Origin of the sequence: Nitratireductor pacificus pht-3B (genome assembly GCF_000300335.1) — a bacterium.
In the GTDB taxonomy this organism is placed as follows: domain Bacteria; phylum Pseudomonadota; class Alphaproteobacteria; order Rhizobiales; family Rhizobiaceae; genus Nitratireductor; species Nitratireductor pacificus.
This window is the reverse complement of record NZ_AMRM01000007.1, coordinates 158,446-184,324: the sequence shown is the minus strand read 5'-3', so window position 1 is coordinate 184,324 and position 25,879 is coordinate 158,446. Positions and strand designations below refer to the sequence as shown.

At 66.3% G+C, this 25,879-nt stretch carries 25 protein-coding genes and 1 other RNA gene; 12 read left to right on the top strand and 14 right to left on the bottom strand.

The window, feature by feature from the left end; genetic code table 11:
• Window positions 1-12: 12 nt before the first annotated feature.
• The gene (locus NA2_RS08450) at window positions 13-921 is read right to left on the bottom strand and encodes a dihydrodipicolinate synthase family protein (RefSeq protein WP_008596183.1); all 909 of its coding nucleotides are present in this window, start codon (window positions 919-921) and stop codon (window positions 13-15) included.
• Window positions 922-1,466: 545 nt separating this feature from the next.
• On the opposite strand from NA2_RS08450, the gene NA2_RS08445 reads away from it, so the two are divergent.
• Window positions 1,467-2,132, top strand: coding sequence for a GntR family transcriptional regulator (locus NA2_RS08445; RefSeq protein WP_051011608.1), 666 nt, complete (start codon window positions 1,467-1,469; stop codon window positions 2,130-2,132).
• A 136-nt stretch (window positions 2,133-2,268) separates the two neighbouring features.
• Here the strand turns inward: NA2_RS08445 and NA2_RS08440 are convergent, their stop codons facing one another.
• The 7 genes from NA2_RS08440 to ffs all read right to left on the bottom strand — a co-directional run bounded on the left by NA2_RS08440 (window position 2,269) and on the right by ffs (window position 7,541).
• A complete protein-coding gene (locus NA2_RS08440) occupies window positions 2,269-2,529 on the bottom strand; it encodes a Kazal-type serine protease inhibitor domain-containing protein (RefSeq protein ID WP_008596179.1) in 261 nt (86 codons plus the stop codon).
• Between the two features lie 317 nt (window positions 2,530-2,846).
• Window positions 2,847-3,077, bottom strand: coding sequence for a hypothetical protein (locus NA2_RS21900; RefSeq protein WP_157188166.1), 231 nt, complete (start codon window positions 3,075-3,077; stop codon window positions 2,847-2,849).
• A gap of 61 nt (window positions 3,078-3,138) precedes the next feature.
• Entirely contained in the window at window positions 3,139-4,362 is a 1,224-nt protein-coding gene (locus NA2_RS08435; RefSeq protein WP_157188172.1) for a lytic murein transglycosylase, read from the bottom strand.
• Window positions 4,363-4,418: 56 nt separating this feature from the next.
• Complete coding sequence (gene recR, locus NA2_RS08430) at window positions 4,419-5,024, bottom strand: recombination mediator RecR (RefSeq protein ID WP_008596177.1); 606 nt, start codon at window positions 5,022-5,024, stop codon at window positions 4,419-4,421.
• A 135-nt stretch (window positions 5,025-5,159) separates the two neighbouring features.
• Window positions 5,160-5,483: a YbaB/EbfC family nucleoid-associated protein gene (locus tag NA2_RS08425; RefSeq protein ID WP_008596176.1), complete on the bottom strand. Its 324-nt coding sequence runs from the start codon at window positions 5,481-5,483 to the stop codon at window positions 5,160-5,162.
• 17 nt (window positions 5,484-5,500) lie between these two features.
• On the bottom strand, window positions 5,501-7,312 hold the full coding sequence (locus tag NA2_RS08420; protein WP_008596174.1) for a DNA polymerase III subunit gamma/tau: 1,812 nt from the start codon (window positions 7,310-7,312) through the stop codon (window positions 5,501-5,503).
• Window positions 7,313-7,444: 132 nt separating this feature from the next.
• An RNA gene (ffs, locus tag NA2_RS21490) (signal recognition particle sRNA small type) lies at window positions 7,445-7,541 on the bottom strand.
• A 130-nt stretch (window positions 7,542-7,671) separates the two neighbouring features.
• Between ffs and NA2_RS08415 the strand changes: the two genes are divergently transcribed.
• Window positions 7,672-8,091, top strand: coding sequence for an HIT family protein (locus NA2_RS08415; RefSeq protein ID WP_040677264.1), 420 nt, complete (start codon window positions 7,672-7,674; stop codon window positions 8,089-8,091).
• A gap of 31 nt (window positions 8,092-8,122) precedes the next feature.
• Complete coding sequence (gene nudC, locus NA2_RS08410; protein WP_008596172.1) at window positions 8,123-9,067, top strand: NAD(+) diphosphatase; 945 nt, start codon at window positions 8,123-8,125, stop codon at window positions 9,065-9,067.
• Window positions 9,068-9,111: 44 nt separating this feature from the next.
• Here nudC and NA2_RS08405 read toward each other — a convergent pair whose 3' ends face one another.
• Window positions 9,112-9,981 carry an NAD(P)-dependent oxidoreductase gene (locus tag NA2_RS08405; RefSeq protein ID WP_008596170.1) on the bottom strand — a complete coding sequence of 290 codons (870 nt, stop codon included), beginning with the start codon at window positions 9,979-9,981 and terminating at the stop codon, window positions 9,112-9,114.
• A 76-nt stretch (window positions 9,982-10,057) separates the two neighbouring features.
• Between NA2_RS08405 and NA2_RS08400 the strand changes: the two genes are divergently transcribed.
• Window positions 10,058-10,645 (top strand): TetR/AcrR family transcriptional regulator, encoded by a 588-nt coding sequence (locus NA2_RS08400; protein WP_157188165.1) that lies wholly within the window; start codon window positions 10,058-10,060, stop codon window positions 10,643-10,645.
• Between the two features lie 52 nt (window positions 10,646-10,697).
• On the opposite strand, the gene NA2_RS08395 is transcribed toward NA2_RS08400, so the two are convergent.
• Together NA2_RS08395 and NA2_RS08390 are read right to left on the bottom strand one after the other, a co-directional pair.
• A complete protein-coding gene (locus tag NA2_RS08395; protein WP_008596167.1) occupies window positions 10,698-11,567 on the bottom strand; it encodes a prephenate dehydratase in 870 nt (289 codons plus the stop codon).
• Window positions 11,568-11,569: 2 nt separating this feature from the next.
• Entirely contained in the window at window positions 11,570-12,316 is a 747-nt protein-coding gene (locus NA2_RS08390) for a 3-deoxy-manno-octulosonate cytidylyltransferase (protein ID WP_040677203.1), read from the bottom strand.
• 198 nt (window positions 12,317-12,514) lie between these two features.
• On the opposite strand from NA2_RS08390, the gene NA2_RS08385 reads away from it, so the two are divergent.
• The 7 genes from NA2_RS08385 (at window position 12,515) to NA2_RS08355 (ending at window position 22,169) form a co-directional block, all read left to right on the top strand.
• A complete protein-coding gene (locus tag NA2_RS08385; protein ID WP_008596164.1) occupies window positions 12,515-13,216 on the top strand; it encodes a c-type cytochrome in 702 nt (233 codons plus the stop codon).
• 153 nt (window positions 13,217-13,369) lie between these two features.
• Window positions 13,370-15,247, top strand: coding sequence for an extracellular solute-binding protein (locus tag NA2_RS08380; RefSeq protein ID WP_008596162.1), 1,878 nt, complete (start codon window positions 13,370-13,372; stop codon window positions 15,245-15,247).
• Window positions 15,247-17,142, top strand: a complete 1,896-nt coding sequence (locus NA2_RS08375; RefSeq protein ID WP_008596161.1) for an extracellular solute-binding protein — start codon at window positions 15,247-15,249, stop codon at window positions 17,140-17,142. The genes NA2_RS08380 and NA2_RS08375 overlap by 1 nt, the downstream gene beginning before the upstream one ends.
• A gap of 54 nt (window positions 17,143-17,196) precedes the next feature.
• Window positions 17,197-18,309: a microcin C ABC transporter permease YejB gene (locus NA2_RS08370; protein ID WP_008596160.1), complete on the top strand. Its 1,113-nt coding sequence runs from the start codon at window positions 17,197-17,199 to the stop codon at window positions 18,307-18,309.
• Window positions 18,309-19,460, top strand: a complete 1,152-nt coding sequence (locus NA2_RS08365; RefSeq protein WP_008596158.1) for an ABC transporter permease — start codon at window positions 18,309-18,311, stop codon at window positions 19,458-19,460. Before NA2_RS08370 ends, NA2_RS08365 begins: the two co-directional genes overlap by 1 nt.
• Window positions 19,457-21,088: an ABC transporter ATP-binding protein gene (locus NA2_RS08360; RefSeq protein WP_008596157.1), complete on the top strand. Its 1,632-nt coding sequence runs from the start codon at window positions 19,457-19,459 to the stop codon at window positions 21,086-21,088. The genes NA2_RS08365 and NA2_RS08360 overlap by 4 nt, the downstream gene beginning before the upstream one ends.
• 130 nt (window positions 21,089-21,218) lie before the next feature.
• Window positions 21,219-22,169, top strand: a complete 951-nt coding sequence (locus NA2_RS08355) for a 2-hydroxyacid dehydrogenase (RefSeq protein WP_040677262.1) — start codon at window positions 21,219-21,221, stop codon at window positions 22,167-22,169.
• A gap of 24 nt (window positions 22,170-22,193) precedes the next feature.
• Here the strand turns inward: NA2_RS08355 and NA2_RS08350 are convergent, their stop codons facing one another.
• The 3 genes from NA2_RS08350 to NA2_RS08340 all read right to left on the bottom strand — a co-directional run bounded on the left by NA2_RS08350 (window position 22,194) and on the right by NA2_RS08340 (window position 24,894).
• Window positions 22,194-23,048: a C40 family peptidase gene (locus tag NA2_RS08350; RefSeq protein ID WP_008596155.1), complete on the bottom strand. Its 855-nt coding sequence runs from the start codon at window positions 23,046-23,048 to the stop codon at window positions 22,194-22,196.
• Window positions 23,045-23,395 carry a MarR family transcriptional regulator gene (locus NA2_RS08345; RefSeq protein WP_008596153.1) on the bottom strand — a complete coding sequence of 117 codons (351 nt, stop codon included), beginning with the start codon at window positions 23,393-23,395 and terminating at the stop codon, window positions 23,045-23,047. The genes NA2_RS08350 and NA2_RS08345 overlap by 4 nt, the downstream gene beginning before the upstream one ends.
• A gap of 125 nt (window positions 23,396-23,520) precedes the next feature.
• The gene (locus tag NA2_RS08340; RefSeq protein ID WP_008596152.1) at window positions 23,521-24,894 is read right to left on the bottom strand and encodes a leucyl aminopeptidase family protein; all 1,374 of its coding nucleotides are present in this window, start codon (window positions 24,892-24,894) and stop codon (window positions 23,521-23,523) included.
• Between the two features lie 121 nt (window positions 24,895-25,015).
• Between NA2_RS08340 and NA2_RS08335 the strand changes: the two genes are divergently transcribed.
• Complete coding sequence (locus NA2_RS08335; protein ID WP_040677195.1) at window positions 25,016-25,834, top strand: tetratricopeptide repeat protein; 819 nt, start codon at window positions 25,016-25,018, stop codon at window positions 25,832-25,834.
• The last annotated feature ends 45 nt before the right edge of the window (window positions 25,835-25,879 follow it).

Here is a 25,879-nt window from a genome sequence, read left to right as displayed (position 1 = left end):
TTGCGCATGAAATCAGGCTGCGAGCTTCGTCACGTCGGGCAGGGCCGGGCGCGTGGCGATGGCGTGGCGGATGATCGCCTCGGCGCGCGCGCGGTTCTCGCCCGAAAGCGGCATGCGCGGCATGCGCACGCGCTCGTTCGTGCCAATCTCCAGCGCCTCGGCGAGCTTGATGTTCTGCACCAGATAGGTGGAGACGTCGAGGTCGAGCATCGGGCGGAACCAGCGGTAGATGGCGCGCGCCTCGTCCATGCGCCCGGCCTTCGCCAGCCGGTAGATCGCCACGGTCTCGCGCGGGAAGGCGACGACAAGGCCCGCCACCCAGCCGACCGCGCCCATGGCCAGCGCCTCGAGCGCCAGATTGTCGACGCCGGTGAAGACATCGAAACGGTCGCCGAAATGGCTGAGCAGCTCGGTCGTGCGCCGAATGTCGTCAGAGGATTCCTTGACCGCGACGAAACGCTTGTCGCCTGCCAGCTTCTCCATGATGTCGACGGTCACGTCGACGCGGTAGGCGACGCGGTTCGAATAGATCATCACCGGCAGGTCGCCGGCGGCCGCGACGGCGCTCAGCGTGGCGACCGTCTCCTCGGGATTGGTGTGATAGATGGGGCTCGGAACGACCATCAGCCCATTCGCGCCGGCCTTTGCGGCCTTCTGCGCCATGGCGGCCGCGTCGCGCGTCGCTGCTTCCGAAACGGTCATCAGGACCGGCTTCCCGGCTGCGACGGAGCGCGCCGTCTTCAGAACCTGAAGGCGCTCGTCCTGCGACAGCATCGAGCCCTCGCCGAGCGAACCGCAGACGATCAGCCCGTCGCAACCGGCCTCCATCTGCAAGGCGAAGCAGCGCGCCATCTCGTCATGGTCGAGACCGTCGCCGTCCGTGAACTTCGTCGTCACCGCGGGAAAAATGCCATTCCACATGATCAAAACTCCTCTCGGGATCTCCCATCGCGGCCGCAGCCGCCCTTCTGTCAGCCGGACCGGTGCATCGTTTCACGGAAACGCTGTCCGCTCCATCTCCTGGTTCTTCCGCATTCCCGCAGACGCCGGTTCAAGCCACCCCGCTGCGAGAATGCCTGAGCATCGGCGCCGCAGGCCCCCGTCTTGTCCACGCCTCGGCAGCCTCCAATCCCCGCAGCGCATGGCCCGAGGCGCAGAGCGGCTCTGAGCCTCTGGAGCCTCTGGAGCCTCTGGAGCCTCTGGAGCCTTGGCAGCCTTGGCAGCCTTGGCAGCCTTGGCAGCCTCGGCAACCGCAACAGCCCGAACGCATACGCAGGTGAATGCGCATCGTCCGTCTTGTCTTTACTCAGATTGGATCCAATATACAATAGTGAAATGACGCCGTTTCCGCGTAACGGCCTTGTCCGAGTCCCTCACGTGCGCGGCGCCGATGACGCCAGGTGATTTCATACGGCGGCGAATTGCTTTATCAGGCGCTCTGACAGGCGATGCTCGAAGGTGATGCGATGAAACTCGAAACGATCGACGTCAGGCAGTCCGCTTCGGCGGCGGACCTCGTTTTCGAGGCGCTGCGCAAGGCGATCATCGAGGGCGCGCTGGCCGGCGGCGAGCATCTGCGCCAGGACCACATTGCCCAGATGTTCAACACCAGCCGCATCCCGGTGCGCGAGGCGCTGAAGCGCCTGGAGCAGGACGGGCTGGTGACCAATGAGCGCTACAAGGGAACGGTGGTGGCAGAGCTTTCGACGGCGGAGGTCGAGGAGATCTTCGAGTTCCGCGCCCTGATCGAAAGCGAGGTGATCCGCCTTGCGGTGCCCCGCCTCGACGCGCGCCGGCTCGACGAAGCGCGCGGCCATCTGGAGGATTTCGCGGGAGAAGCTGACCCCTCGCTGTGGGGCACGATCAACCGCAATTTTCACTACAGCCTCTACGCAGCCTCCGAGCGCCCCTATCATCTGCAGATCGTGCGGTCGTCGCTCGACCGGGTGGACCGCTATCTGCGCGCCCAGCTGACCCTGACCGACGGCATGCGCCGGGCGCGGCAGGAGCATGAGGCGATCTTCGATGCCTGCGCGCGCGGCGACGCGGACGAGGCGGCCCGCCTGACCCGCGCCCACATCCTCGATGCCAGCCGGTCGCTGACCGCCTTTCTCGAAAACAGACGCCGCTGAGGTCGCTCGCGGCCGAACGAGATCATCCGAGACCCGCTCAATTGCAAGAGATCAGCCGGGAAACGGCGCTCACACCCTCTCCCGCAAACGGAAGAGGGCAAGAGCAAGCGGACGGACCGCCCGGACCCCAGTCGGATCAGCAGGCGCCCGGGCCCAGCACGCGGTAGCCCTCGGCGCGCGCCGAGCAGGCATTGCCGAAGGTGCGGACGCTGCCGCCACGGCGGGCGCAGACCGGACGGTATTCCCGCGTGCAGATCTGCGGGCGGTCGGGCCGGTTCGACTGCGGGCGGCACTCGCCCGGATGAAGGAAGCGGGCGCCGGCGGCACGCGCGGCGCACATATTGCCGAATGTGCGTTCGCGGCCGGCAACACGCGCACAGACGGGCCGGTACTCCATGGTGCAGACCTGCGGACGATCCGGGCGGGGCGGACGTGGCCGGTCCGGCCCTTCCTCCACCACAACCGTACAACTGGCCAGAATGACAGCGGCGGCAAACAGCGCGCCAAGGCGAGACAGCAAAGTCGAAACAAGCACAGGAAAACCCTCTCTCAGATCATGGCGGCGTGCCGCACCTCGTCCCGAGAGGGAGATTATCCTATTTTTTGTTCACCGCCAGCATCCTGCGTGCGAATTCAAGAAGAGCGGGCGTGGGATACTACCCCGACGCGCCGCCATTGCCTGCATGTCTCCATTCAGGCACGCAATCCACCATGTCAGCGTTGCTGCAGGGCGTCGGCTTCCACCGCCGTACCCGAGATACATTCGGGCGGCAGCGGCCCTTTCGCCGAACAGTCCAGGCCGACGGCCGGGCCATGCGTGACCGGAGGCAGCGGCGCGGCCGATCTCCCACGCGACCATGGACTGGTGCATCCGGCCAGCGACAGGGTCAGCGCGCCGGCCAGCGCGGTGCAATACAGGGTTCGGAAAGGGGCTTTTGAGGACATGGTCTTCCCTTAAGAATCGTCGCGCCGATGCGCGATCCAAGCCCCCGCTTCATGAAGACTGCTACTTAAGGTTGCGCATTGTGTCAATTTCTGGAAAGCAGCGCGCCTGTCCACCGTTCTTTTCCTGCCAGGCGCCGATGGAGCGGCGGGTCTTGAAGCCAGCAAGGCCGTCCGCGCCCCCGACATCGTGCCCGAGCCGTTCGAGACCGCGCTGCAAGGCTGCCACATCAGCGCGGTTGAAGCCGGAAACCGGTCGCCAGGCGCCGGCAAACTCGGCATTGCCGTACATGATGCGGTCGCCCGCATGGCCGACGAACAGCGCATAGAGATCGCTCTCGTTGTAGTCCTTGAGCCGGTAGAAATTGGGCGTGACGATGAAGGCCGGGCCGAAGCGGCCGGCCGGCATCATCAGGAACCCCTCGCCGCGCAGCTCATGGGCGGGAAAGGCCTTGCCGCCGACGCGGCGAACGCCCAGCGCCTGCCAGTCGGCGATCCGCCGGCCCCGGTCCGGGCCTTCGAGCGTGCAGGACACGCTGTCGGGCACGGTCACCTCGAAGCCCCAGTCGCGGCCTTTCACCCAGCCGTGCTGCGCCAGGTAATTGGCGATGGAGGCCAGCGTGTCGGCCTCCGAGCCCCAGATGTCGGCGCGACCGTCGCCGTCGCCGTCCACCGCGTATTTCAGGTAGGAGGTGGGCATGAACTGGGGCTGCCCCATGGCGCCGGCCCATGAGGACCGCATGGCGCGCGCGGCAACGCCGCGCTTCTCGACCACCTCCAACGCCGCGAGCACCTCCTCGCGGAACATCGCCTTGCGCGTGGCAAGGAAGGCCTTGGTGCCGAGGACCTCGAACGCGTCATGGGGAATCTTGGCACCGCCGAAGCCCGACTCGCGCCCCCAGATCGCCAGCAGGATGCCGCGCGGCACGCCGTAGCGCTGCTCGATGGCGGCCAGCGCCGGCTGAAGCCTCTGCAGGCGCGCGCGGCCGCCGGACACGACCCCGCCGACATGCTTGAAATAAGCCGCCGGCGCGCGGAATTCCGCCTGGTGCTGGACGGAGCCGCGCGGCCTCGCCTCGCTGGGCAGGACCAGGTCGGGCAGCTTCAGATTGGGCGACACGCCCGTGAAGGCGGCGTTGAACGTCGCCTGCGATATGCCGCGCCGCTGCGCCTCGGGCCACAGGTCGTTCGCCAGCCAGGTCCGGAACTGCCGGTCTACCGATTGCGCGGCGGTGGCGCCGGCAAGGACCGTCAGGACGAGGACAAGAGCCACCCGGAAAAGTTGCATCGTCATCAAGGCGTATCTCCCTCGGGGACACGGCGATGCCGCGCCAGGCAGCTGCGTCAGAAGGTGGTCCGCGATTTCAGCGCCGCCGACAATGTTCCTTCATCGAGATAGTCCAGTTCACCGCCCACCGGAACGCCATGGGCAAGCCGGGTCACCTTGATGCCGAGGTCGGACACCTGGTCGGTGATGTAGTGCGCCGTCGTCTGTCCCTCGACCGTCGCGTTGACCGCGAGGATGAGCTCGGAAACCCCGCCGGCGGCGACGCGTTCGACGAGGCCCTTGATGTTCAGGTCGTCCGGCCCGACGCCGTCGAGCGGCGAAAGCGTGCCGCCGAGCACATGATAGCGCGCGTTCATCGCGGCGGCGCGCTCCAGCGCCCACAGATCGGCGACGTCCTCGACGACGATGATCGTGCCGTCCTCGCGGCGCGGGTCGGTGCAGATGGTGCAGGGATCGCTCGTATCGACATTGCCGCAGGTCGAGCAGACGCGCACCCGGTCGAGCGCCTCGGCCATGGCAGCGGAGAGCGGCGCGAAAAGCTGCTCTTTCTTCTTGATCAGGTGCAGCGCCGCCCGGCGCGCGGAGCGCGGCCCAAGCCCCGGCACACGGGCCAGGAGCTGGATCAGGCGTTCGATTTCAGGGCCGGCGATGGATTTCGACATGACTGCCATATGAGCGGATAGCGGATAGCGGATAGCGGATAGCGGATAGCGGATAGCGGATAGCGGATAGTCGGTGATTCGCCGTGTCGCCGCCAATCTCCCTGTTCGCTATTCGCTACTCTCTATTCGCTTCCTTCAGAACGGCAGCTTCATGCCGGGCGGGATCGGCAGGCCGGCGGTCATTTCCTGCGTCTTCTGCTGCATGATCGCCTCGACCTTGGCCTTAGCGTCGTTGTGAGCGGCGAGGATCAGGTCCTCGAGGATCTCCACATCGTCCTCCTTGAACAGCGAGGGATCGATGGCGAGCTTCCGCATCTCGAACTTGCCGGACAGAAGCACCTTGACGGCGCCGCCGCCCGCCTGGCCCTCGGCCTCCATCTGGGCGATTTCCTCCTGCATGGCCTGGAACTTGGCCTGCATTTCCTTCGCCTTGCCCATCAGGCCCATGAGATCGCGCATGGTGGTCTCCAATCTTCTCAGAAATCGTCGTCTTCGTCCGGTTCCAGATCGGCAACCGGTTCGGTGTCTTCCGCCGCGGCGTCGGGAATGCGCACGTCGATGATGCGCGCGCCGGGGAATCTCTGCAGGATCGCCGCGACGGCGGGATCGGCCTTGGCGTCGGCCATGACGCTTTCGCGGCGGCCTTCCTCTTCCTCCGAGAGGGTCGGACTGCCCGCCTCGCCCGATACGGAAACGATCCAGCGGCGGCCGGTCCAGTCCTTCAGCCGGTTGGTCAGGTCGCCGAGCAGCGTCTTCGGCGCGCCGTCGGCCAGATTGACCGCGAGCCGCCCAAGCTCGATCTGTACCAGCCGCACATAGCGCCGGAACAGCACCTTGAAGGCCATGTCGCGGTTGGCGTCGGCCAGGTCGGCGATGTCCTGCAGCGAGGCGAGCGGCACCGCGTCGGCCGGCTGCTCCTGCGCGACGGGCGGGGCCGGCGCGGGCGCCGGATCCTCGGCGAAGGCCGGCTGCACGAGCCGCATGGTCTGACCGCCGCCGGAAACCGGCATGCGCTGCGCGCCGACGGCCATCGCCGCGCCGCCGCCATTGCCTGCGGGAGCCGAAGGCGCCTGCACGGGCGCGTGCCCGTTGCCGGCGCCGGTCGGGCGCTCCTCGAGCGTCTTCAGCGCCTCGTCGAGCGTCGGCAGATTGGCGGCGTGGGCGATGCGGATCAGCACCATCTCGCCGGCAGCGACAGGCCGGCCCGACGACTGCACTTCCTGGATGCCCTTCAGGAGCATCTGCCAGGCGCGCGACAGAACCCGCACGGACAGCGCCTTCGAGAATTCCAGTCCGCGCACGCGCTCGTCCTCGGAGAGGGCGGCGTCCTCGCCGGCCTCCGGTACGAAGCGCAGACGCGTTACCAGATGATTGAACTCGGCCAGGTCGTTGAGCACGGTCGCCGGGTCGGCGCCGACATCGTACTGCGCGCGGTATTCGGCGAGCGCGGCGGCCACGTCGCCCTTCATCAGGTGCTCGAACAGGTCGATGACGCGCGTCCGGTCGGCGAGGCCGAGCATGTCGCGAACGGTGCCGGCCGTGACCCGGCCCGACGAGTGGGCGATCGCCTGGTCGAAGATCGACTGCGCATCGCGCATCGAGCCTTCGGCGGCGCGGGCGATCATGGCCAGCGCGTCGTCCTCGGCCTCGACCCCCTCAAGCCCGCCGATGCGCGCCAGGTCGGCCTTGATCACCGAGGCGTCGATGCGGCGCAGGTCGAAACGCTGGCAGCGCGACAGGATGGTGATCGGGACCTTGCGGATTTCCGTCGTGGCGAAGATGAACTTCACATGCGCCGGCGGTTCCTCGAGCGTCTTCAACAGGCCGTTGAAGGCCTGGTTGGAGAGCATGTGGACCTCGTCGATGATGTAGACCTTGTAGCGCGCCGAGACCGGGGCGTAGCGCACCTGCTCGATGATCTCGCGGATGTCGTCGATGCCGGTGTGGGAGGCGGCGTCCATCTCGATCACATCGACATGGCGGCCTTCCAGGATGGCGCGGCAGTGCTCGCCCTCCTGCGACAGGTCCACCGTCGGCTGGTCGATCGCGTCGGTCTTGTAGTTCAGCGCGCGGGCAAGAATGCGTGCCGTCGTGGTCTTGCCGACCCCGCGTACCCCGGTCAGCATCCAGGCCTGGGCGATGCGGCCCGCCGCGAAGGCGTTGGTCAGGGTGCGGACCATCGGCTCCTGGCCGATCAGGGTCGAGAAATCGCTGGGACGGTATTTGCGCGCCAGAACCCGGTAGGCGCCGCCGGCCTTGTCGCTCGCTTTGCTGCCGGCGTCGGTCATTGGGTCGTCGCACTCCCTCGATCGTCCTGATGCGGCCAGTCTCCCCTTGGAGCCGGTTCTGCGTCAATGGACAAAGTGGACGACAAGGCTGGAATCCGGACAAGGCGGGAAAGAGGCGGACCGAGAATTAAGGTGGGAGGCTGGCACGGCGACCCGTGCCTGGCTCGTTAGGGCTGCTTCCTTCCGGACCTGACCCGGTTGGCGAGTGGCGCGTCCACCACCAACCTCCCGGTCCCCATATCGGCAATCCTGACGGCAATTGCAAGGGAGGAGACGCGCTTTCCCCGCCCGGCGCAATCAATCGCTTGCAGGGGCGGTCGCGGCCATCTAGCTTTCATGGAAAGACCATGAGGGACGCCATGCTGCCGGGCGACAAGCCAGGATTCGAGCTCGACCCGCGGCTGGAAGCCGAGAGCCTGCACGTGATGTGGCTCGGCCTGTGCGAGCTGCGCATCCGCGACGACCGGCGCTGGCCCTGGCTGCTGCTCATCCCGCAGCGGCCGGGCGCGGAGGAAGTGCACGACCTGACCCCGCTCGACCAGGCGATGGTCAGCTTCGAGACCAACATGGTCTCGCAGGCGCTGAAGGACATCACCGGCTGCACGAAGATCAACTGCGCGGCGCTCGGCAATGTGGTCCGGCAGCTCCACATCCATGTGGTGGCGCGCAACGAGGGCGATGCCGGCTGGCCGGGGCCGGTCTGGGGGTACGGCCTGCGCGAACCCTACCGGCGCGACGCGCTGCACCAGCTTGCCGAAACGATTCGCGGCAAGCTATGACCGCCGCCCGGCACCGGAATCCCCTCATCCCATGACCGCGTTTCTTCTTGACCAGCCCCGCGACGAGGCCAGCCTGCGGGTCGCCTTCTCCGGTAACCGCATCGACCGGCAGGCCGAAACCCGCGACGACGCGGCCGCCGCGCGGGCGCTCGAAAGCCCCGAGGCGCGGCTGATGGTCCTCGGCGAAGGCCGGCTCTGCCTGCGCGTCGCGGGTGGGAACGCCTTCGACCCCTATTTCTCCCGGGCGGAGGCCGAAACGCTCGGCGCCCGGCTCGGCGAAGCGGTGCTGCTCGGCCACGAGGGCGAGACGCCGGTGCTGGCGATCCCCTCGGGCATCGACCCGGAGGCGCTGCCGGAAGGCATCAAGGCCATCGACTACCGCTCCGTCTACGTTCAGGGCCTGATCGACCGCGCGGCGCTCGGCGCGCTGGCGCAGGGCGCGGCCCTGGTCGCCTGGCATCAGAACCACCGCTTCTGCGGACGCTGCGGCGGCGAGAGCGAGATGCGCGCCGGCGGCTACAAGCGGGTCTGCCGCGCCTGCGGGCGCGAGCATTTTCCACGCACGGACCCTGTCGTGATCATGCTGGCGCTGCGGGATGAGGAATGCCTGCTCGGCCGCGGACCGCATTTCGCGCCCGGCGCGGTGTCCTGCCTCGCCGGCTTCGTCGAACCGGGCGAGACCATCGAGGCGGCGGTGCGGCGGGAAATCCTCGAGGAATCGAGCGTTTCCATCGGCCAGGTCGCCTATCATGCGAGCCAGCCCTGGCCGTTTCCCTATACGCTGATGATCGGCTGCTACGCGGAGGCAAAGAGCAGCGCCATCGTCGTGGACGAAAACGAACTGGAGGAATGCCGCTGGTTCACGCGCGCCGAGGTGCGACTGATGCTGGAGGACCGGCATCCGCAGGGCTATCGCGTGCCGCCGGGAGGGGCGATCGCCAACATCCTCATCCGCGACTGGGCGTTCAGCGAATAGCCCGCTTGGGCTGGCGCACTGCAATCCCTGCCTGTTCCTGCTGATCACGCGCTGCGCAGCACCTTCACCATCGCGCAGTTTTCCTCCGCTCCGTATCCCGCTTCCACCGCGCGCCTGAACATTCCGTCGGCGAAAACCGGAAAGGCATCACCGATCTTGAGGTCAGCGGAAAGGTCGATGAGCCGAGCGACATCTGCGCCTGTCGCCGCGATAGTCGTCTCCGGATCGCCGAAGCGGCCTTCCGCGATTGCATGCCCCATATGGCGCATGTCCTCTGCGAAGACCTCCGACAGGCCAGCCATCGTCTCACCGAACCGGCCCGGTTCGATTCCCTCGGCCTCGCAAATAGCCGCGCCGTGGCTGAAACCGATCCAGTGAGCGGCAAAGTAGGCGAGTCCGGCATTGAAAAGCGCCGAAGCGTGGCCGATGTCCGATCCCACATGATCGATGCTGCCGGCCAGGATATGCAGAAGCGGCTCTGCCGCGGAAAACACAGCCTCCGGCCCGGCAACGGTGATCGCCGCCTGCGGCCCGCCGATGTGACGCGGCCAGGCGGCAATCGACCCGTCAAGATATGCGGCGCCGCGCGACCAGATCCACGCATCGAGCGACCGCGCCTCATGGGGCGTGCCGGAGGTCAGTTGAACGACGAGCCGGCCGTCCAGCGCCGCGTCCACCCCCTGCTCGCTCAGCACGTCGAGCGTTGCCGAATAGCCGGAAAGGCAGATCACAACGAACGGGCTGGCCGCCACGGCGGCGGCAGCCGTAGACGCCCGCACGGCCCCCATCTGCTGCAGGGCAGCAGCCTTTGCCGGGCTGCGGTTCCAGACGGTGACGGTCTTCCCTCCGGCAAGGAGCGCTCGCGCCAGGGCGCCGCCCATATTGCCGAGGCCGATCACGGTTACGTCGCTCATTGGATCTCTCAGGCTTGAAGAAGATACCTACATAATGTAACTTACAAAATGTAGAAATCAAGCGGAGACACGTCCCGTGAAATTGCCGAAGGACAAACGCCGCCAGCAATTGCTTGCTGCCGCCATGAAGATTGTCCGTGAAGAAGGCGCCGACGAACTGACCCTCGGCACGCTGGCGGTGAAAGCCGGGGTCAGCAGGCCGGTCGCCTACGATCATTTTTCGACCCGAGCAGGTTTGCTCATGGCGCTTTATCAACAACTGGAAGACAGGTTCATCACAACGCTTCGGGATGCGCTCGGAAACGCATCGCACGGGCTCGCCGCCGTGGCCGACATGATGAGCGACGGCTACTTCAACTGCCATGTCCATCTCGGCCCGGAAGCTCAGGCGGTTTCCGCAGCGCTCAAGGGGAGCGAGGAGATGGCGGCGCAGCAGCAAACCATGATCGACAGATATGTCGGGATCATGCACCGCGCGCTCAGACCGTTCTCCATCCTCAGCGACAAGGAATTGCGGCTCCTGTGCGTCGGCCTTCTCGGGGCAGCCGAGGCGATGGCGCGGGAAATGCACGCCGGGCGGGTCGCGGAGGCCGTCGCCAGCGAGGCGTTCTCATCCTTGATCGTCAGAAGCATCAAAGGACAGGACGACAGCGCACGCATCTGACATGCGCCGCGCATTGACAGCGCGGCTTCCGGATCAGGCCGGCGCCGTCTTCCTAATCCTCGTCCTCGCTCTGCGTGGCGCGGAAGGGGTGGCCCTCGTAGACGCCCAGAATGCGCACCTCGCGCGAGAAGAAACCCAGTTCTTCCAGCGCCAGTGCGACATTGCGATCGTCCGGATGCCCTTCGATATCGGCATAGAACAGCGTCGAGAAGAACTTGCCGCCGAGCTGGTAGCTCTCCAGCTTGGTCATGTTGACGCCATTGGTGGCGAAGCCGCCCATCGCCTTGTAGAGCGCCGCCGGCACGTTGCGCACGCGGAAGATGAACGTGGTCATCATCGTCTGGCCGGGCGTCTGGCGCTGCGCCCAGCGCTTCTCCTTCGACAGCACCACGAAGCGCGTGACGTTGTTGTCCGTGTCCTCGATGTTCTCCATCGCGATGTCGAGGCCGTAGAGGTCGGCGGCCAGCCGCGGGGCAATGGCCGCGTTCGCACGCTCGCCCATCTCGGCCACGAGGCGCGCGGCGCCCGCCGTGTCGCCGGCCACCGTGCCCTTCCAGCGATGCTTGCGGATGACTTTCCGGCACTGGCCAAGGGCGTGGATGTGGCTGTAGACGGTCTTGATCTCCTCCGTCTTCACGCCCGGCAGCACCATCAGGTGAAAATGGATCGGCAGGAAATACTCGCCGACAATGTGCAGCTTCGAATGCGGCAACAGGTGGTGAATGTCCGCCACGCGGCCGGCGATGGTGTTCTCGATGGGGATCATCGCGAGGTCGGCCTTGCCGGTCTCGACCGCGTTGAACGCATCCTCGAAGGTCGGGCAGGGCAGCGGCTCCATGTCGGGGAACATGTTACGGCAGGCGGTGTCGGAGTTGGCCCCGGGTTCCCCCTGGAATGCGATCTTGTTGGTCTTGGCTGCCATTTTCAAAGGTCCGTCCTGTCTGCAAGTCTCTCTTGGGCGCGCCGCAGGTCGTCGGGCGTGTCGACGCCGAGCGGCACGGAATCCACGATCTGCGCGTCTATCCGCATCCCCGCCTCGAGCGCCCGCAACTGCTCCAGGCTCTCGCGCTTCTCCAGCGGCGAGGGCGGCAGCGCGACGAAACGGGCAAGTGCGGCGCGGCGATAGGCGTAAATGCCCACATGGTGATAGAGCGGCCCCTCGCCCCAGGGCGCGGTCGCCCGGGTGAAATAGAGCGCGCGCAGCCTGTCCGGCAGGTCTGCGCCCGGCGCACCGACGATCTTCACCACGTTCGGATTGGTCTTTTCAGCCTCGTGGGTGATCTCGACGCCCAGCGTCGCGATATCGACGGCGGGATCCGACAGGGGTGCGAGAACCGCTTCGATGTCGGATGGCGGGATGGTGGGGAGATCGCCCTGAAGGTTGATGATGGTGTCCGCCCGCCCTTCCGGATCGAGCTTGCCGAGCGCCTCGAAGATGCGATCGGACCCCGACTGGTGGTCCTCGCGCGTCATGACGGCCTCGAAGCCCGCGGCGCGCACGGCCTCGGCCACGTCCGGCGAATCGGTGGCCACCGCGACACGGCCGGCCCCGCTTTCGAGCGCGCGGGCGGCGACGTGGACGATCATGGGCCGCCCGGCTATGCTGGCCAGCGGCTTGCCCGGCAAACGGGTCGACGCCATGCGGGCGGGAATGATGATCAGTCTGGGCATGAAGGCGGAGCACCTGCGGAAAAGCAAAAGTGGCAAAAAGTCTCACTTGGAAGTGCCTTATATGTGTTGCAAGCACGGAGCAAAAGACCTAGTTTCCGCGCGATTTTACCGGCATCGGCCGAGCGCGGGGGACACGAGCGCGGGAGACCATGGTTTCCACGCCGCCGCGAGCGTCCGGAACAGGGAGCCTCAGGGCGCATGAACTCTTTCGAACTCAACAAGATCCTCGGCGCGCTGCTTGGCGTGGTTTTCGTCATCTTCTCGGTTAGCATCCTGTCGGATGCGATTTTCCACGCGCCTGCGCCGGAAACCCCCGGCTATGCCATTGCCGTTGCCGATGACGGCGCCGACGGTGGAGACGCCTCGGAAGAAGCCGGCCCCGAGCCGATCGGTCCCCTCCTCGCCTCGGCCGACGCCAGCAAGGGCGAAGCCATCTTCAAGCGCTGCCAGGCATGCCACACCATGGAAGACGGCGGCGCCAACAAGGTCGGCCCGAACCTCTGGGAGATCGTCGACCGCCCGATCGCCGGCCACGAAGGCTTCAGCTATTCGGCTGCCATGAAGGAATTCTCGGAAGGCGGTAGCAAGCTCTGGACCTACGACAATCTCGACCACTTCCTGACCAGCCCGAAGGGCTTCGTCTCCGGCACCGCCATGGCCTTTGCCGGCCTGAAGAAGATCGAGGACCGCGCCAATCTCATCGCCTTCCTGCGCGAGCACGCCGCGACGCCCGTCGCGCTGCCAGCTGCTGAGGCTGCCGCCCCGGCGGAAGAGGCGCCTGCCGAAGGCGCCCCCGCGGAAGGTGCTCCGGCCGACGCAGCTCCAGCCGAAACGGCTCCGGCTGGCGAGGCTCCCGCCGGTGAAGCACCGGCAACCGAGGGCGCCACTTCGGGCGGGTAACGAAAATTTAATATCGCCAAACTTGAAAAAGCCGGGTTCGCCCGGCTTTTTTGTTGCCATGCGAATGTGCCGGAAGGCGTCGCGGCCACTTGCCTTGCACGGGCGATGGTCTACCTTTCGGCGGGGAACACGAATGATGCGAGGAGCTTGGCGATGCGGGTGATCGGCGCAACTGCAACAATGGCGGCATGCATTGCGCTGCTGCTGTACGGAGGCTCTCCAGCAGGCGCCGAGGACGAATGGCTGACCAGCACCTCGCTGATCGACCCGGAAGCGGAGAGAGCGCCCTTCGAGCGATACGATTACGTCAACCCTGACGCCCCGAAGGGCGGAACGTTGAACTCCGTGTCGCTCGGGACGTTCGACAGCTTCAATCCCTTCATCGTGCGCGGAACGCCCTCCGCAGGGCTGAACTATTTCGGCGGCTTCCTCTGGGACACGCTGATGCAACAATCCGTCAGCGAGCCGAGCACGAGCCACCCGCTGATCGCCGACGCGTTCAAGCATCCCGACGACAACTCGTCGGCGACCTATCGCATCAATCCGAATGCCCGCTGGCACGACGGCACACCGATCACCGCCGAGGACGTCGTCTGGTCGATGACGATGCTGAAGCAGCACAGCGCGCAGCACACACGCTACTTCTCCAGCGTGACCGAGGCCGTCGCGCTTTCGGAGCGCGAGGTGGAGTTCCGCTTCGACCAGAAGGGCAACAAGGAACTGCCGCACATCATGGGCGACCTGCCCGTGCTGCCGAAGCACTGGTGGGAGGGAACCGATGCCAGCGGCAAGAAGCGCGACTTTACCCAGCCGACGCTGGAACCGCCGCTGGGCAGCGGGCCCTACGCGATCGAGAGTTTCAAGCCCGGTTCGGAAATCGTCTGGAAGCGCGTCGAGGATTACTGGGCGGCGGACCTGCCCGTTAATGTGGGCCGCTACAATATCGACCGCAGGCGCTACACCTATATCCAGGACGAGAACGCCGCCTGGCTGGCCTTCACCAAGGGCGGGCTGCAGGACATCCGCGTGGAGAACCGCGCCCGCCGCTGGGCGACCGAGTACAATTTCCCGGCCTTCAAGGCGGGCGATGTGATCAAGCGCGAATTCCCGACCGGCGGCGCCGAACCCATGCAGGGTTTCGTCCTGAACCTCAGGCGCCCGCAGTTCGAGGACCGGCGCGTGCGCGAAGCGCTGACGCTCGCCTTCAACTTCGAGGACATGAACCGCACCCTGTTCTATGACAGCTACACGCGGACCGACAGCTACTTCGAAGGGGCCGAGCTGGCTTCCGGCGGCCTTCCCGAAGGGCGCGAGCTGGAGATTCTCGAGGCGTTTCGCGACAAGCTGCCGCCGGAGGTCTTCACCGAGGAGTTCAAGCTCCCCGTGTATGACAACCCGCAGGCCGAGCGCACCTATCTGCGCGAGGCGATCAGGCTGTTCGCGGAAGCCGGCTGGAGCATCAAGGGCGGCCGGATGGTGAACGACCAGACGGGCGCGCAGTTCCGCATGGAATTCCTCGGCAACAGCCCGACCGACGAGATCACCACCGGACCGTACATCGCGTCCCTGCGCAAGATCGGCATCGATACCTCGCTGCGCATCATCGATCCGTCGCAATATGTGAACCGCATCCGCAATTTCGACTATGACGCGGTGGCCAGCATCTTCGTCAACTCGCTCTCCCCGGGCAACGAACAGCGCGAATACTGGAGTTCCAAGGCTGCCGACATCCCCGGCTCGCGCAATCTCGCCGGCGTCAAGGACCCGGTCGTAGACGCGCTGGTCGAGCATATCATCTATGCCGGCGACCGCCGGGAGCTGATCGCCGCCAGCCGGGCGCTCGACCGGGTTCTTTTGTGGAACTACTACTGGGTTCCGCAATGGCATGCGCCCTATGCCCGCATCGCCTACTGGAACAAGTTCGGGATGCCCGAGAAGCAGCCGGAATATACCGGCGTTGATCTCGATTCCTGGTGGATCGACCCGGAGCGTGAGAAGGCCCTGGCCGCCAAGTACCGGAGCCAGAACTGATGGCCCGCACGCCCTCTCCGGGCGGTCTGTCGCGGCGCGACTTCCTGGCAGCGGCGGGCGCGACGATCGCCCTGCCGCTGTTTCCCGGCGGCAGCCTCGCCAACGTACCGGCCGGCGAGGCCCTGCACGGCCTGTCGGCTTTCGGCGACCTGAAATATCCCGAGGGCTTTGGCCATTTCGACTATGCGAACCCCGACGCGCCGAAGGGCGGCACGTTCAACTTCCAGCCGGGCTACTGGTATTTCAACCAGAATGTGCTGACCTTCAACACGCTCAACGCCTTCGTGCGCACCGGCGATGCGCCGCCGCGGATGGAGGTCTGCTTCGACACGCTGATGGTGCGCGCCTATGACGAGCCGGACGCCCTCTACGGCCTGCTCGCCGAGCACGTGACGCTCTCCGAGGACCGCAACAGCTTCACTTTCAGGCTCAGGCCGCAGGCACGCTTTCACGACGGCACGCCACTGACCGCCGAGGACGCCGCCTTCTCCTACATGCTGCTCAAGGAGAAGGGACATCCGCAGCTCGCCCTGCCGCTGACCGAGCTGAACGAGGCCGTGGCGGAAGACGAACATACCCTGCGGCTGACCTTTTCCGGCCGCCAGGCGCCGCGCAACATCCTGACGGTCACGAGCAACCCGGGCTACCCCGTCTTCTCGAAAACCTTCATCGAGGAGAACGGCTTCGACAGTTCGCGGCTGGTGCCCCTCCTGGGATCGGGTCCCTACAAGGTGGGACGCTTTTCCGCCGGCCGCTACATCGAGTACGACCGGGTCGAGGATTACTGGGCGCGCGACCTCGGGCCGATGAAGGGCTTCAACCATTTCGGCCGCATCCGGATCGACTTCTACCGCGACCGGAACGCCGGCTTCGAGGCCTTCAAGAAGGGCGACACGCTGTGGCGCGAGGAGTTCACCGCGCGCACCTGGACGACCGGCTACGATTTCCCGGCGGTCCGCGAAGGGCGCGTCGTCCAGACGCAGATTCCCCAGGAGAAGCGCCCGCTACTCTACGGCTTCGTGCCCAACCAGCGGCGCGAGCAGTTCCGCGACGCGCGTGCGCGCGAGGCGATCAGCCTCTGTTTCGACTTCGAGTGGACCAACCGCAACCTGTTCTACGACGTCTACACGCGCTCGCATTCCTTCTTTCAGAACTCGCCCTACATGGCCGAGGGCCTGCCCTCGCCGGAGGAACAGGCGCTGCTGGACCGGTTTCGCGGACAGGCGCCGGAAGCGGCCTTCGGCGAGGCGGTCATCCAGCCCGTCTCGGACGGTTCCGGCCGCGACCGCGTCAGGCTGCGGGAAGCGAGGCGCCTGCTGATGGAAGCCGGCTGGACGCCGCGCGACGGCATCCTGCACAACGAGAAGGGCACGCGCTTCACGCTCGAATATCTGGTGCGGGACGAGATCTTCCTGCGCACCGACGCGAGCTTCACCGAAAACCTGCGCGCCATCGGCATCGACGCATCGATCCGTCTGGTGGATGCCTCGCAGTATCAGAGCCGGCAGACCGGCTTCGACTTCGACATGATCTCCATGGCGATCGGCATGGAGGCGACGCCAGACGCCGACGGGCTGGACCAGATCTCCCATTCGCGGTCCGCCGGCGTCGAGGGATCCTACAATTTTTCCGGAACAGCCGACCCGGTGATCGATGCCCTGATCGGCATTGCCGGCCAGGCCAGGACCCGCGACGAACTCACGGTCGCGCTGAAGGTGCTCGACAGGGTCTTGCGCGCGCGGCGCGACTGGATTCCAAATTGGCACTCGGCGAATCACCGCATCGCCCACTGGGACATGTTCGGCTATGGCGACAACAAGCCGGACTATTTCTTCCCGGTGGAATCGCTGTGGTGGCACGACGCGGAAAAGGCAAAGGCCATTGGCAAGGCGTAAGGATCGCGTGATCAGAATTCCAGTCATCACATTCACCAACAGGGCGGCCGGCTGATGGGCGCATACATCCTCCGCCGGCTTTTCCTGATGATCCCGACCCTGCTCGGCATCATGGCCATCTCCTTCATCGTGGTGCAGTTCGCGCCGGGCGGTCCCGTGGAACAGGTAATTGCGCAGATTACCGGCCAGGCCGGCGGCGCCGATGCCCGCATTTCCGGCGGCGGTGGCGATGCCGGCAACCAGGGTTTCGGCGGCGGGTCCGTCGAGGGCAGCGGCGTCAGCTCGAAATATCGCGGCGCGCAGGGCCTCGATCCCGAGTTCATCGCCTCGCTCGAGAAGCAGTTCGGCTTCGACAAGCCGCCGCTCGAGCGCTTCGGCCTGATGCTGTGGAACTATGCGCGCTTCGATTTCGGCGAGAGCTATTTCCGCGACATCTCGGTGATCGACCTGATCATCGAGAAGATGCCGGTCTCGATCTCGCTCGGCATCTGGATCACGCTGATCTCCTACGGCATCTCGATCCCGCTCGGCATCCGCAAGGCCGTCAAGGACGGCTCGCCCTTCGATGTCTGGACCAGCGGCGTCGTCATCATCGCCTACGCCATTCCGGGCTTCCTCTTCGCCATCCTCCTGATGGTGCTGTTTGCCGGCGGCTCGTTCTTCGACTGGTTCCCGCTGCGCGGCCTCACCTCCGACAACTGGGAGAGCCTGTCCTGGCCGGCGCGGATCCTCGATTACTTCTGGCACCTGGCACTGCCGCTGACGGCCATGGTTCTGTCCGCCTTCGCCACCACGACGCTGCTGACGAAGAATTCCTTCCTCGACGAGATCCGCAAGCAGTACGTCACCACCGCGCGCGCCAAGGGCCTCTCCGAACGGCAGGTGCTCTACGGTCACGTCTTCCGCAACGCGATGCTGATCATCATCGCCGGCTTTCCCGGCGCCTTCATCTCGTCCTTCTTCACCGGCTCGCTGCTGATCGAGAGCATCTTCTCGCTGGACGGGCTCGGCCTGCTCGGCTTCCGCTCGGTCATCGACCGCGACTATCCGGTGGTTTTCGCCAATCTCTACATCTTCTCGCTACTCGGGCTGATCATCAGCCTCATCTCGGACATCACCTACACGCTGATCGATCCGCGCATCGATTTCGACCGGAGGGACGTCTGATGTCGGATGTCCAGCTGGCGAGCGAGGTCGAGGCCGTGCGGCGCAGGGCGGCGCGGCCGTGGCTGTCGCCGCTCAACCAGCGACGCTGGCAGAATTTTCGGGCCAACCGGCGCGGCTACTGGTCGCTGTGGCTGTTCCTGATCCTGTTCGTGCTGTCGCTGTTCGCCGAGTTTCTCGCCAACGACAAGCCGGTGCTTGCCTCCTACAAGGGGGAGATCCTGTTCCCCGTGCTGATCGACTATCCGGAGGAGAAATTCGGCGGCTTCCTGGCCGTGACCGACTATCGCGACCCGGTCATCAACGAGGAGATCTCCGCCAATGGCTGGATGATCTGGCCGCCGATCCGCTATTCCTACCGCACCGTCAACAACGAGATCCCGCAGGCCGCGCCGGCAAAGCCGTCCTGGCTCTATAGCAAGGAGGAGCGCTGCCAGCGCTATCCGCTCGGCGTCGACGACCCGGCCTGCACGCCGGGCAACTGGAACTGGCTCGGCACGGACGACCAGGCGCGCGACGTGCTCTCGCGCGTCATCTACGGCTTCCGCATCTCGGTCCTGTTCGGCCTCATCCTGACCGCCGCCTCGGCGCTGATCGGCGTTTCGGCCGGCGCCATCCAGGGCTATTTCGGCGGCTGGACCGATCTCCTGTTCCAGCGCTTCATCGAAATCTGGTCCTCCGTTCCGGTGCTCTACCTGATCCTGATCATCGCCGCCGTGCTGCCGCCAGGCTTCTTCATCCTGCTCGGCATCATGCTGCTGTTCTCCTGGGTGGCCTTCGTCGGCGTCGTCAGGGCGGAGTTCCTGCGAGCGCGCAACTTCGAATATGTCAGCGCGGCGCGGGCGCTCGGCGTGCCCAACCGCACGATCATGTTCCGCCATCTTCTGCCCAACGCCATGGTGGCAACGCTGACCTTCCTGCCCTTCATCCTCAACGGGTCGATCACCACGCTCACCTCGCTCGATTTCCTCGGCTTCGGGCTGCCGCCCGGCTCCCCCTCGCTCGGCGAATTGCTGCGCCAGGGCCAGCGCAACCTCAACGCGCCGTGGCTCGGCATTACCGGCTTTCTCAGCCTGTCGATCATGCTGTCGCTTCTGATCTTCGTCGGCGAGGCCGTGCGCGACGCCTTCGACCCGCGGAAGACGTTCAAATGAGCGACAGCCCTCTCCTTTCCATCCGCGACCTTTCCGTCTCCTTCACGCAAGGCAAGGAAGAGACGCTCGCCGTCGACCATGTGTCGTTCGACATCGGGCGCGGCGAGACCGTCGCGCTGGTCGGCGAATCCGGCTCCGGCAAGTCGGTCACCGCGCTTTCCGTGCTCAAGCTGCTCCCCTATCCCGCGGCCAGCCATCCCTCCGGCCAGGTGCTCTACAACGGCGTCGACCTGCTTTCCGCCGACGAGCCGACCCTGCGGAAGGTGCGCGGCAACGAGATCGCGATGATCTTCCAGGAGCCGATGACCTCGCTCAACCCGCTGCATACGATCGAGCGGCAACTGGGCGAGATCCTCAAGCTGCATCGCGGGCTTGGCGAGAACGCCGCCCGGCAGCGCACGCTCGAACTGCTCAACCAGGTGGGCATCCGCGATCCGGAGAAGCGGCTCGGCGCCTTCCCGCACCAGTTGTCTGGCGGACAGCGCCAGCGCGTGATGATCGCCATGGCGCTCGCCAACGAGCCGGACCTGCTGATCGCCGACGAGCCGACCACGGCGCTGGACGTCACCGTGCAGGCGCAGATCCTCGAACTGCTCGCCGAGTTGAGGCGTGCGAAGTCCATGTCGATGCTGTTCATCACCCATGATCTCGGCATCGTCCGCAAGGTGGCCGACCGGGTTTGCGTGATGACGGAGGGCAAGATCGTCGAAAGCGGCCCGACGGAACAGATTTTCGCCAATCCGCAGCACGCCTATACCCGCCATCTGATCGCCGCCGAGCCGAAGGGCCAGCCGCCGAAGGCCGACCTCACCGCCGAAACGGTGATGGAGGGGCGCGACATCAAGGTCTGGTTCCCGATCAAGCAGGGGCTGCTCCGACGCACGGTCGATTACGTCAAGGGCGTCGACGGGGTGGATCTCACCGTGCGCGCCGGTCAGACGCTGGGCGTCGTCGGCGAATCCGGTTCCGGCAAGACGACGCTCGGCTTGGCGCTGGCGCGGATGATCGCCTCGCAGGGGGAGATCCGCTTTTCCGGCCAGGAGATCGACCAGCTCAGCTATCGCGAGATGCGGCCGCACCGCCACGCATTGCAGATCGTTTTCCAGGACCCCTACGGCTCGCTCAGCCCGCGCATGTCGATCGCCGAGATCATTCAGGAGGGCCTGCGCATCCACCAGCCGGGACTCTCCGTGGAGGAACGCGACGATCTGGTGATCGAGTCGCTGAAGGAAGTGGACCTCGATCCCGCGACGCGCTTCCGCTATCCGCACGAGTTTTCCGGCGGGCAACGGCAGCGCATCGCGATCGCCCGGGCGATGGTGCTGAAGCCGCGTTTCGTCATGCTCGACGAACCCACCTCGGCGCTCGACATGAGCGTCCAGGCGCAGGTGGTGGACCTGCTGCGCGATCTCCAGAAGAAGCACAATCTGGCCTATCTGTTCATCAGTCACGACCTGAAAGTGGTGCGCGCGCTGGCCAACGAGGTGATCGTCATGCGCTCCGGAAAGGTGGTCGAGGCGGGGACCTCTGAGCAGATCTTCGAGGCTCCCCGGACGGACTATACACGCGCGCTGATTGCCGCCGCCTTCAACATCGAGGCCACTCCGGGAGGCGTGGTCAGCGAGTAACTGCAGAATCCGCATCGGGCAAAAGTCGGTATCGATTTTCGCGTGACACGATGCATAAGATCAGTCGATCGGAGCGTATGCTGACGTCCAGGGCGGACACATGGCGCTCGTTGAGTTTCAGAGGCACATCATGAGCACACCGGCACGCGGCCGCATTCTTCTGTCCGTCACGGGTTTCAACCCACAGCGCTGGTACGACCTCCTGTCGAAGAAGCGCGACGTGGTGCTCGAGCCGGCGGGCGCGGAAGACCCGTCCATCGACTACGCGGTCGTCTGGAAGCAGCAGCCGGGCATCCTGTCGCGGCTGCCCAACCTGAAGGTGATCTTCTCGATCGGCGCCGGCGTCGACCATATCTTCACCGGCGACCCGCCGCCGGACGTGCCCATCGTTCGCGTCATCGCCGACAACCTGACGCAGTACATGTGCGAGTATGTCTGCTGGCGCGTACTCGACCACCACCGGCAGGGCATCCACTACCGCACGCAGCAGGCCCGCAAGGTCTGGCGCGACGCCCAGCAGCCGCCGGCAAACGAGGTTTCCGTCGGGATCATGGGCCTCGGCGAACTCGGGCGGCATGCGGCGCGCGCGCTCCTGGCACTGGGCTTCAAGGTCAATGGCTGGAGCCGTGGCGTCAGGACGATGGATGGCGTCTCGACCTTCCACGGCGCGGAAGGCATGACGCCCTTCCTCAACGCCACCGACATTCTCGTGGTGCTTCTGCCGTTGACCCCGGCGACGGAGGGAATCATCGACCACTCCGTCCTCTCCCGCCTCAGGCAGGACGGCCCGCTCGGCGGACCCTGCCTGATCAATGCCGGCCGCGGCCGCCTGCAGCGCGAGGCAGACATCCTGCGTGCGCTGGAGGACGGCACCCTGAAGGAAGCCAGCCTCGATGTCTTCGAGCGCGAGCCGCTGGCGCCGGAAAGCCCGCTGTGGCCCCATCCCCGGGTCTTCGTCACGCCGCACGCCGCCGCCGTTTCGGACCCCGCCCATCTGGCCGCGCCGATGCTCAGGCAGATGGAAGCGTTCGAGCGCGGCGAAGCGCTGGAGAACCTGGTCGATCCCAAAGTGGGGTACTGAGCCCGCTCGATCGCCCGGCTGCATTCACGGGCGCCGGTAGAGCGTCGGCCGTCCATACAGCACCGCGATGCGCTCGACGGCCTCGGCCAGCGGCTCCCGCGCCACGCTCATGCTGTGGCCGTTGGCGTGCAGCATGGTCTCGCCGTCGAGCATGATCGCCACATGGCCCTTCCAGAACACCAGATCGCCGCGCCGCAGCGGTGTTTCGGCGGGGTCGATGACGGTGCCGATGCTGTCCGCCTGCATGTCGGTGTCGCGCAGCACCAGGCGACCGGCCATGCGCATGGGAAGCTGCACCAGGCCCGAGCAGTCGATGCCGAAACCGCTCGCGCCGCCCCACAGATAGGGCGTGTGCAGAAAGCTCTCGGCGACTGCAACATAGTCCTCGGCCGGCTCCCCCGCCGGCCGGAGATGACGGGCGATCATCGCGCCGCCCGAGGCCAGCAATGCGTAGTGCGTTCCGCGCTTCTCGACCACCTGCGTGACGGCAACGCGCGCCCCCATGCTGTGCGCCATGACGATGGGCGCCTTCAGCTCGGCCTCCGGGTAGACGAAGCTGCGCGGCACGGCCACCACGTGATCCGGCTCGGCTGCGGCATCGCCCAGGCCCGCCTCCTCCACATAGCCCACATAGCCGTCGCGCTCGGCCTGCATCCAGGCCCAGCCATCGCTGCGCTCGAAGACGCGCACCGCGTCACCGAACAGCATCTGCGTGTCGACCCCCGACGAGGAGCGTGGCGCGGCGTGGATGTTGAGGACGGGCACGACGACCCGCGCCGGCGCGCCCTCGGCAAAGCGTTCCGCCTCGACCGCGCCGCGCAGGCGGGCATCGGCGAGGTCCGCCCGGTGGGCATGAAGGCGGCGGTCAAGGGACGTCATAGGGGCAACTCCTGGGCTTTCGCGACGACCACGTCGCCGAAGCGTTCGACGAACAGCGCGCCTTCGACGGTGCGTTTGATGAGAACGTTGCGCCGGTCGCGCTCGTCGCGGTGGCGCGAGACGAGCTTCATCGCGCCCATCGTGTCGAGCGCGCGGGTGATGACGGGCTTGGTCACGCCCAGCCGGTCGGCCAGGCCGCGCACCGTGTGCGGCGGTGGGTCGAGATAGATGGTGAGCAGGATCGCCATCTGCCGTTCGGTCAGGTCGGGCCGCTGGCCGCGCACCTCGGCAAGGCTTGTCTGCTGCCAGAGCCGAAGCGCCTGGCTCGGCCGTAACTGGATCGCCATCCCGTTTGCCCGATCTCCCGGCGCAGCACGCGAAGCGCATGCGTTTCGCGCCGCTCGTGAATGATACGGAACCGTTTCGGCTCCGTATCATTCATGCCGGGAAAGAGACGTCGAGGCAAGAGGCCTCAACCGCCGTAACGATCCGCCAGCACGCGTTCGAGGGCGCGGATGCCCTGCGCCTCGCCGCCGACCGGCGCATGGGGCTTGTCGGTCGGGTTCCAGCCGAAGATGTCCAGATGCACCCAGCTTTTCGCCTGCTCGACGAAGCGGCCGAGGAACAGGCCGGCGATCGGCGAACCGGCGAAGCCGTCAAGGGACACATTGTTCATGTCGGCGATCTTGGAATCGAGCCGCGCCCGGTAGGGCTTCCACAACGGCATGCGCCAGAGCGGGTCGGCGACCGCCATGGACGCCCGGGCGAGCGCATCCGCCAGAATATCGTCATCGGTGTAGAAGGGCGGCAGATCGGGGCCGAGCGCGACCCGCGCCGCGCCGGTCAGCGTCGCCATGTCGATCAGCATCTCCGGAGCCTCCTCGTCGGCCAGCGCCAGCGCGTCGGCGAGGACGAGACGCCCTTCCGCGTCGGTGTTGCCGATCTCGACGGTCAGGCCCTTGCGGCTCGTCAGGACGTCGCCGGGGCGGAACGCGTTGCCCGAGACGGCATTCTCGACCGCCGGAATGAGCACACGCAGGCGGATTCGCGCCTTCGACGCCATCAGCATCAGCGCCAAGCCCAGCACGTTCGCCGCGCCGCCCATGTCCTTCTTCATCAGGAGCATGCCGGCGGCGGGCTTCAGGTCGAGCCCGCCCGTGTCGAAGCAAACCCCCTTGCCGACCAGCGTCACCTTCGGCGCGTCGGGCGTTCCCCAGGTGAGGTCGATCAGGCGCGGGGCGATCGCAGAGGCGCGGCCGACGGCGTGGATCATCGGCAGGTTGGCATCGAGCAGGGCGTCGCCCTCGATGACCGAGACCTTGGCTCCGTGGCGCTCGGCCAGCGCCCGCGCCGCCGCCTCCAGCCTGTCGGGACCCATGTCGCCGGCCGGCGTGTTGATCAGGTCCCGCGCCAGGAAGCTGCCCTCCGCCAGGTGCCCGACACGCGCCGCATCGACGCCGTGCGGCACGGCGAAGCGAATCTCCGGCAGCGGCTTCTTGCCATAACGGGTGAAGGCATAGGAGCCGAGCATCAAGCCCAGCGCCGCCAGCTCCGCCTCGTCCGGCGCGGTGGCGAAGTGCCAGGCGCCTTCCGGCAGATGCCGCGCCAGCCCGCCCGAGGTAAGGGCCGTCATCTCGCCTTCCTCGCCGATGCCGATAAAGGCGCCGGCCAGCGCCGCGTCCTTGCCGGGGATCGTCAGGACCTTGCCCGCCGCCCCATTGAAGCCGTGCATCCGCGCCCAGGCCAGCGCTTCCGGCGGCGCTGCGACAGCCTCGAGCCTGCCGGCCTGAACCGGGTAGACCGGGAGGGAATTCTCCTCCTTCCGGGCGACGAGCGTGAGGGGCATTTCCTGTCTCCTTCTGTGCCTGCGTGAGCGCCGTCTTAACGCTCCGTTAGGGTTAACGGAATATTTCTCTTCCTTAAGAGTTGGCCGGAGGGCGGCCGAAGCCAATCGGAGGGCGCGCCAGATGTTTACCGAACAGCGCACGAATGCAACTGCAAACAGACTAGCAATGACCGCGCTGGCGCTCGTTATGGCAGCGTCGGTCGCCGGCTGCGCCAAGGATCGCATGACGACCGGCTCGGTCAGCCGCAGCACGCCGGCGGCCAGCGTCGCCAGCATGAACGGCACTGAACTCAATCAGGCGGCCAACGCGCTCGGCCAGGCTTACGCCAAGCAGCCCAAGGACAAGGCGACCGCGCTGCGCTATGCCAACGTCCTGCAGATGAACGGAAACGTCGACCAGTCGCTGGCGGTCATGCGCAAGGCGGCGATCGACCATCCGAAAGACCGTGGAGTGCTGGCCGCCTACGGCAAGGCGCTCGCCGCCGCAGGCGAACTGCAGCCGGCGCTCGACGCGGTGCGCCGCGCCCAGACGCCCGAGTATCCCGATTGGCGGCTCCTGTCCGCCGAAGGCGCGATCCTCGACCAGCTCGGGCAGGCCGACGCGGCGCGCGCGCTTTACCGCAAGGCGCTGAATCTCCAGCCCAACGAAGCCTCGATCCTGTCGAATCTCGGCATGTCCTACCTGCTCGAAGGCGACCTGCAGTCCGCCGAACAGTATATGCGCCAGGCTTCGCAGGGCAGCGGGGCCGACAGCCGCGTCAGGCAGAACCTGGCGCTCGTCATCGGCCTGCAGGGACGCTTCGACGAGGCCGAGCAGATCGCCCGCCAGGAACTGTCGCCGGACCAGGCGGAAGCCAATGTCGCCTATCTGCGCTCGATGATGTCCCAGCAGAACGCCTGGAGCCAGATCTCCGACGACAACAAGAAAACGCGCAACTGACCGATAGCGGAACGAGAAAAGCCGGCGTTGCGGGTCTTCCCGCGG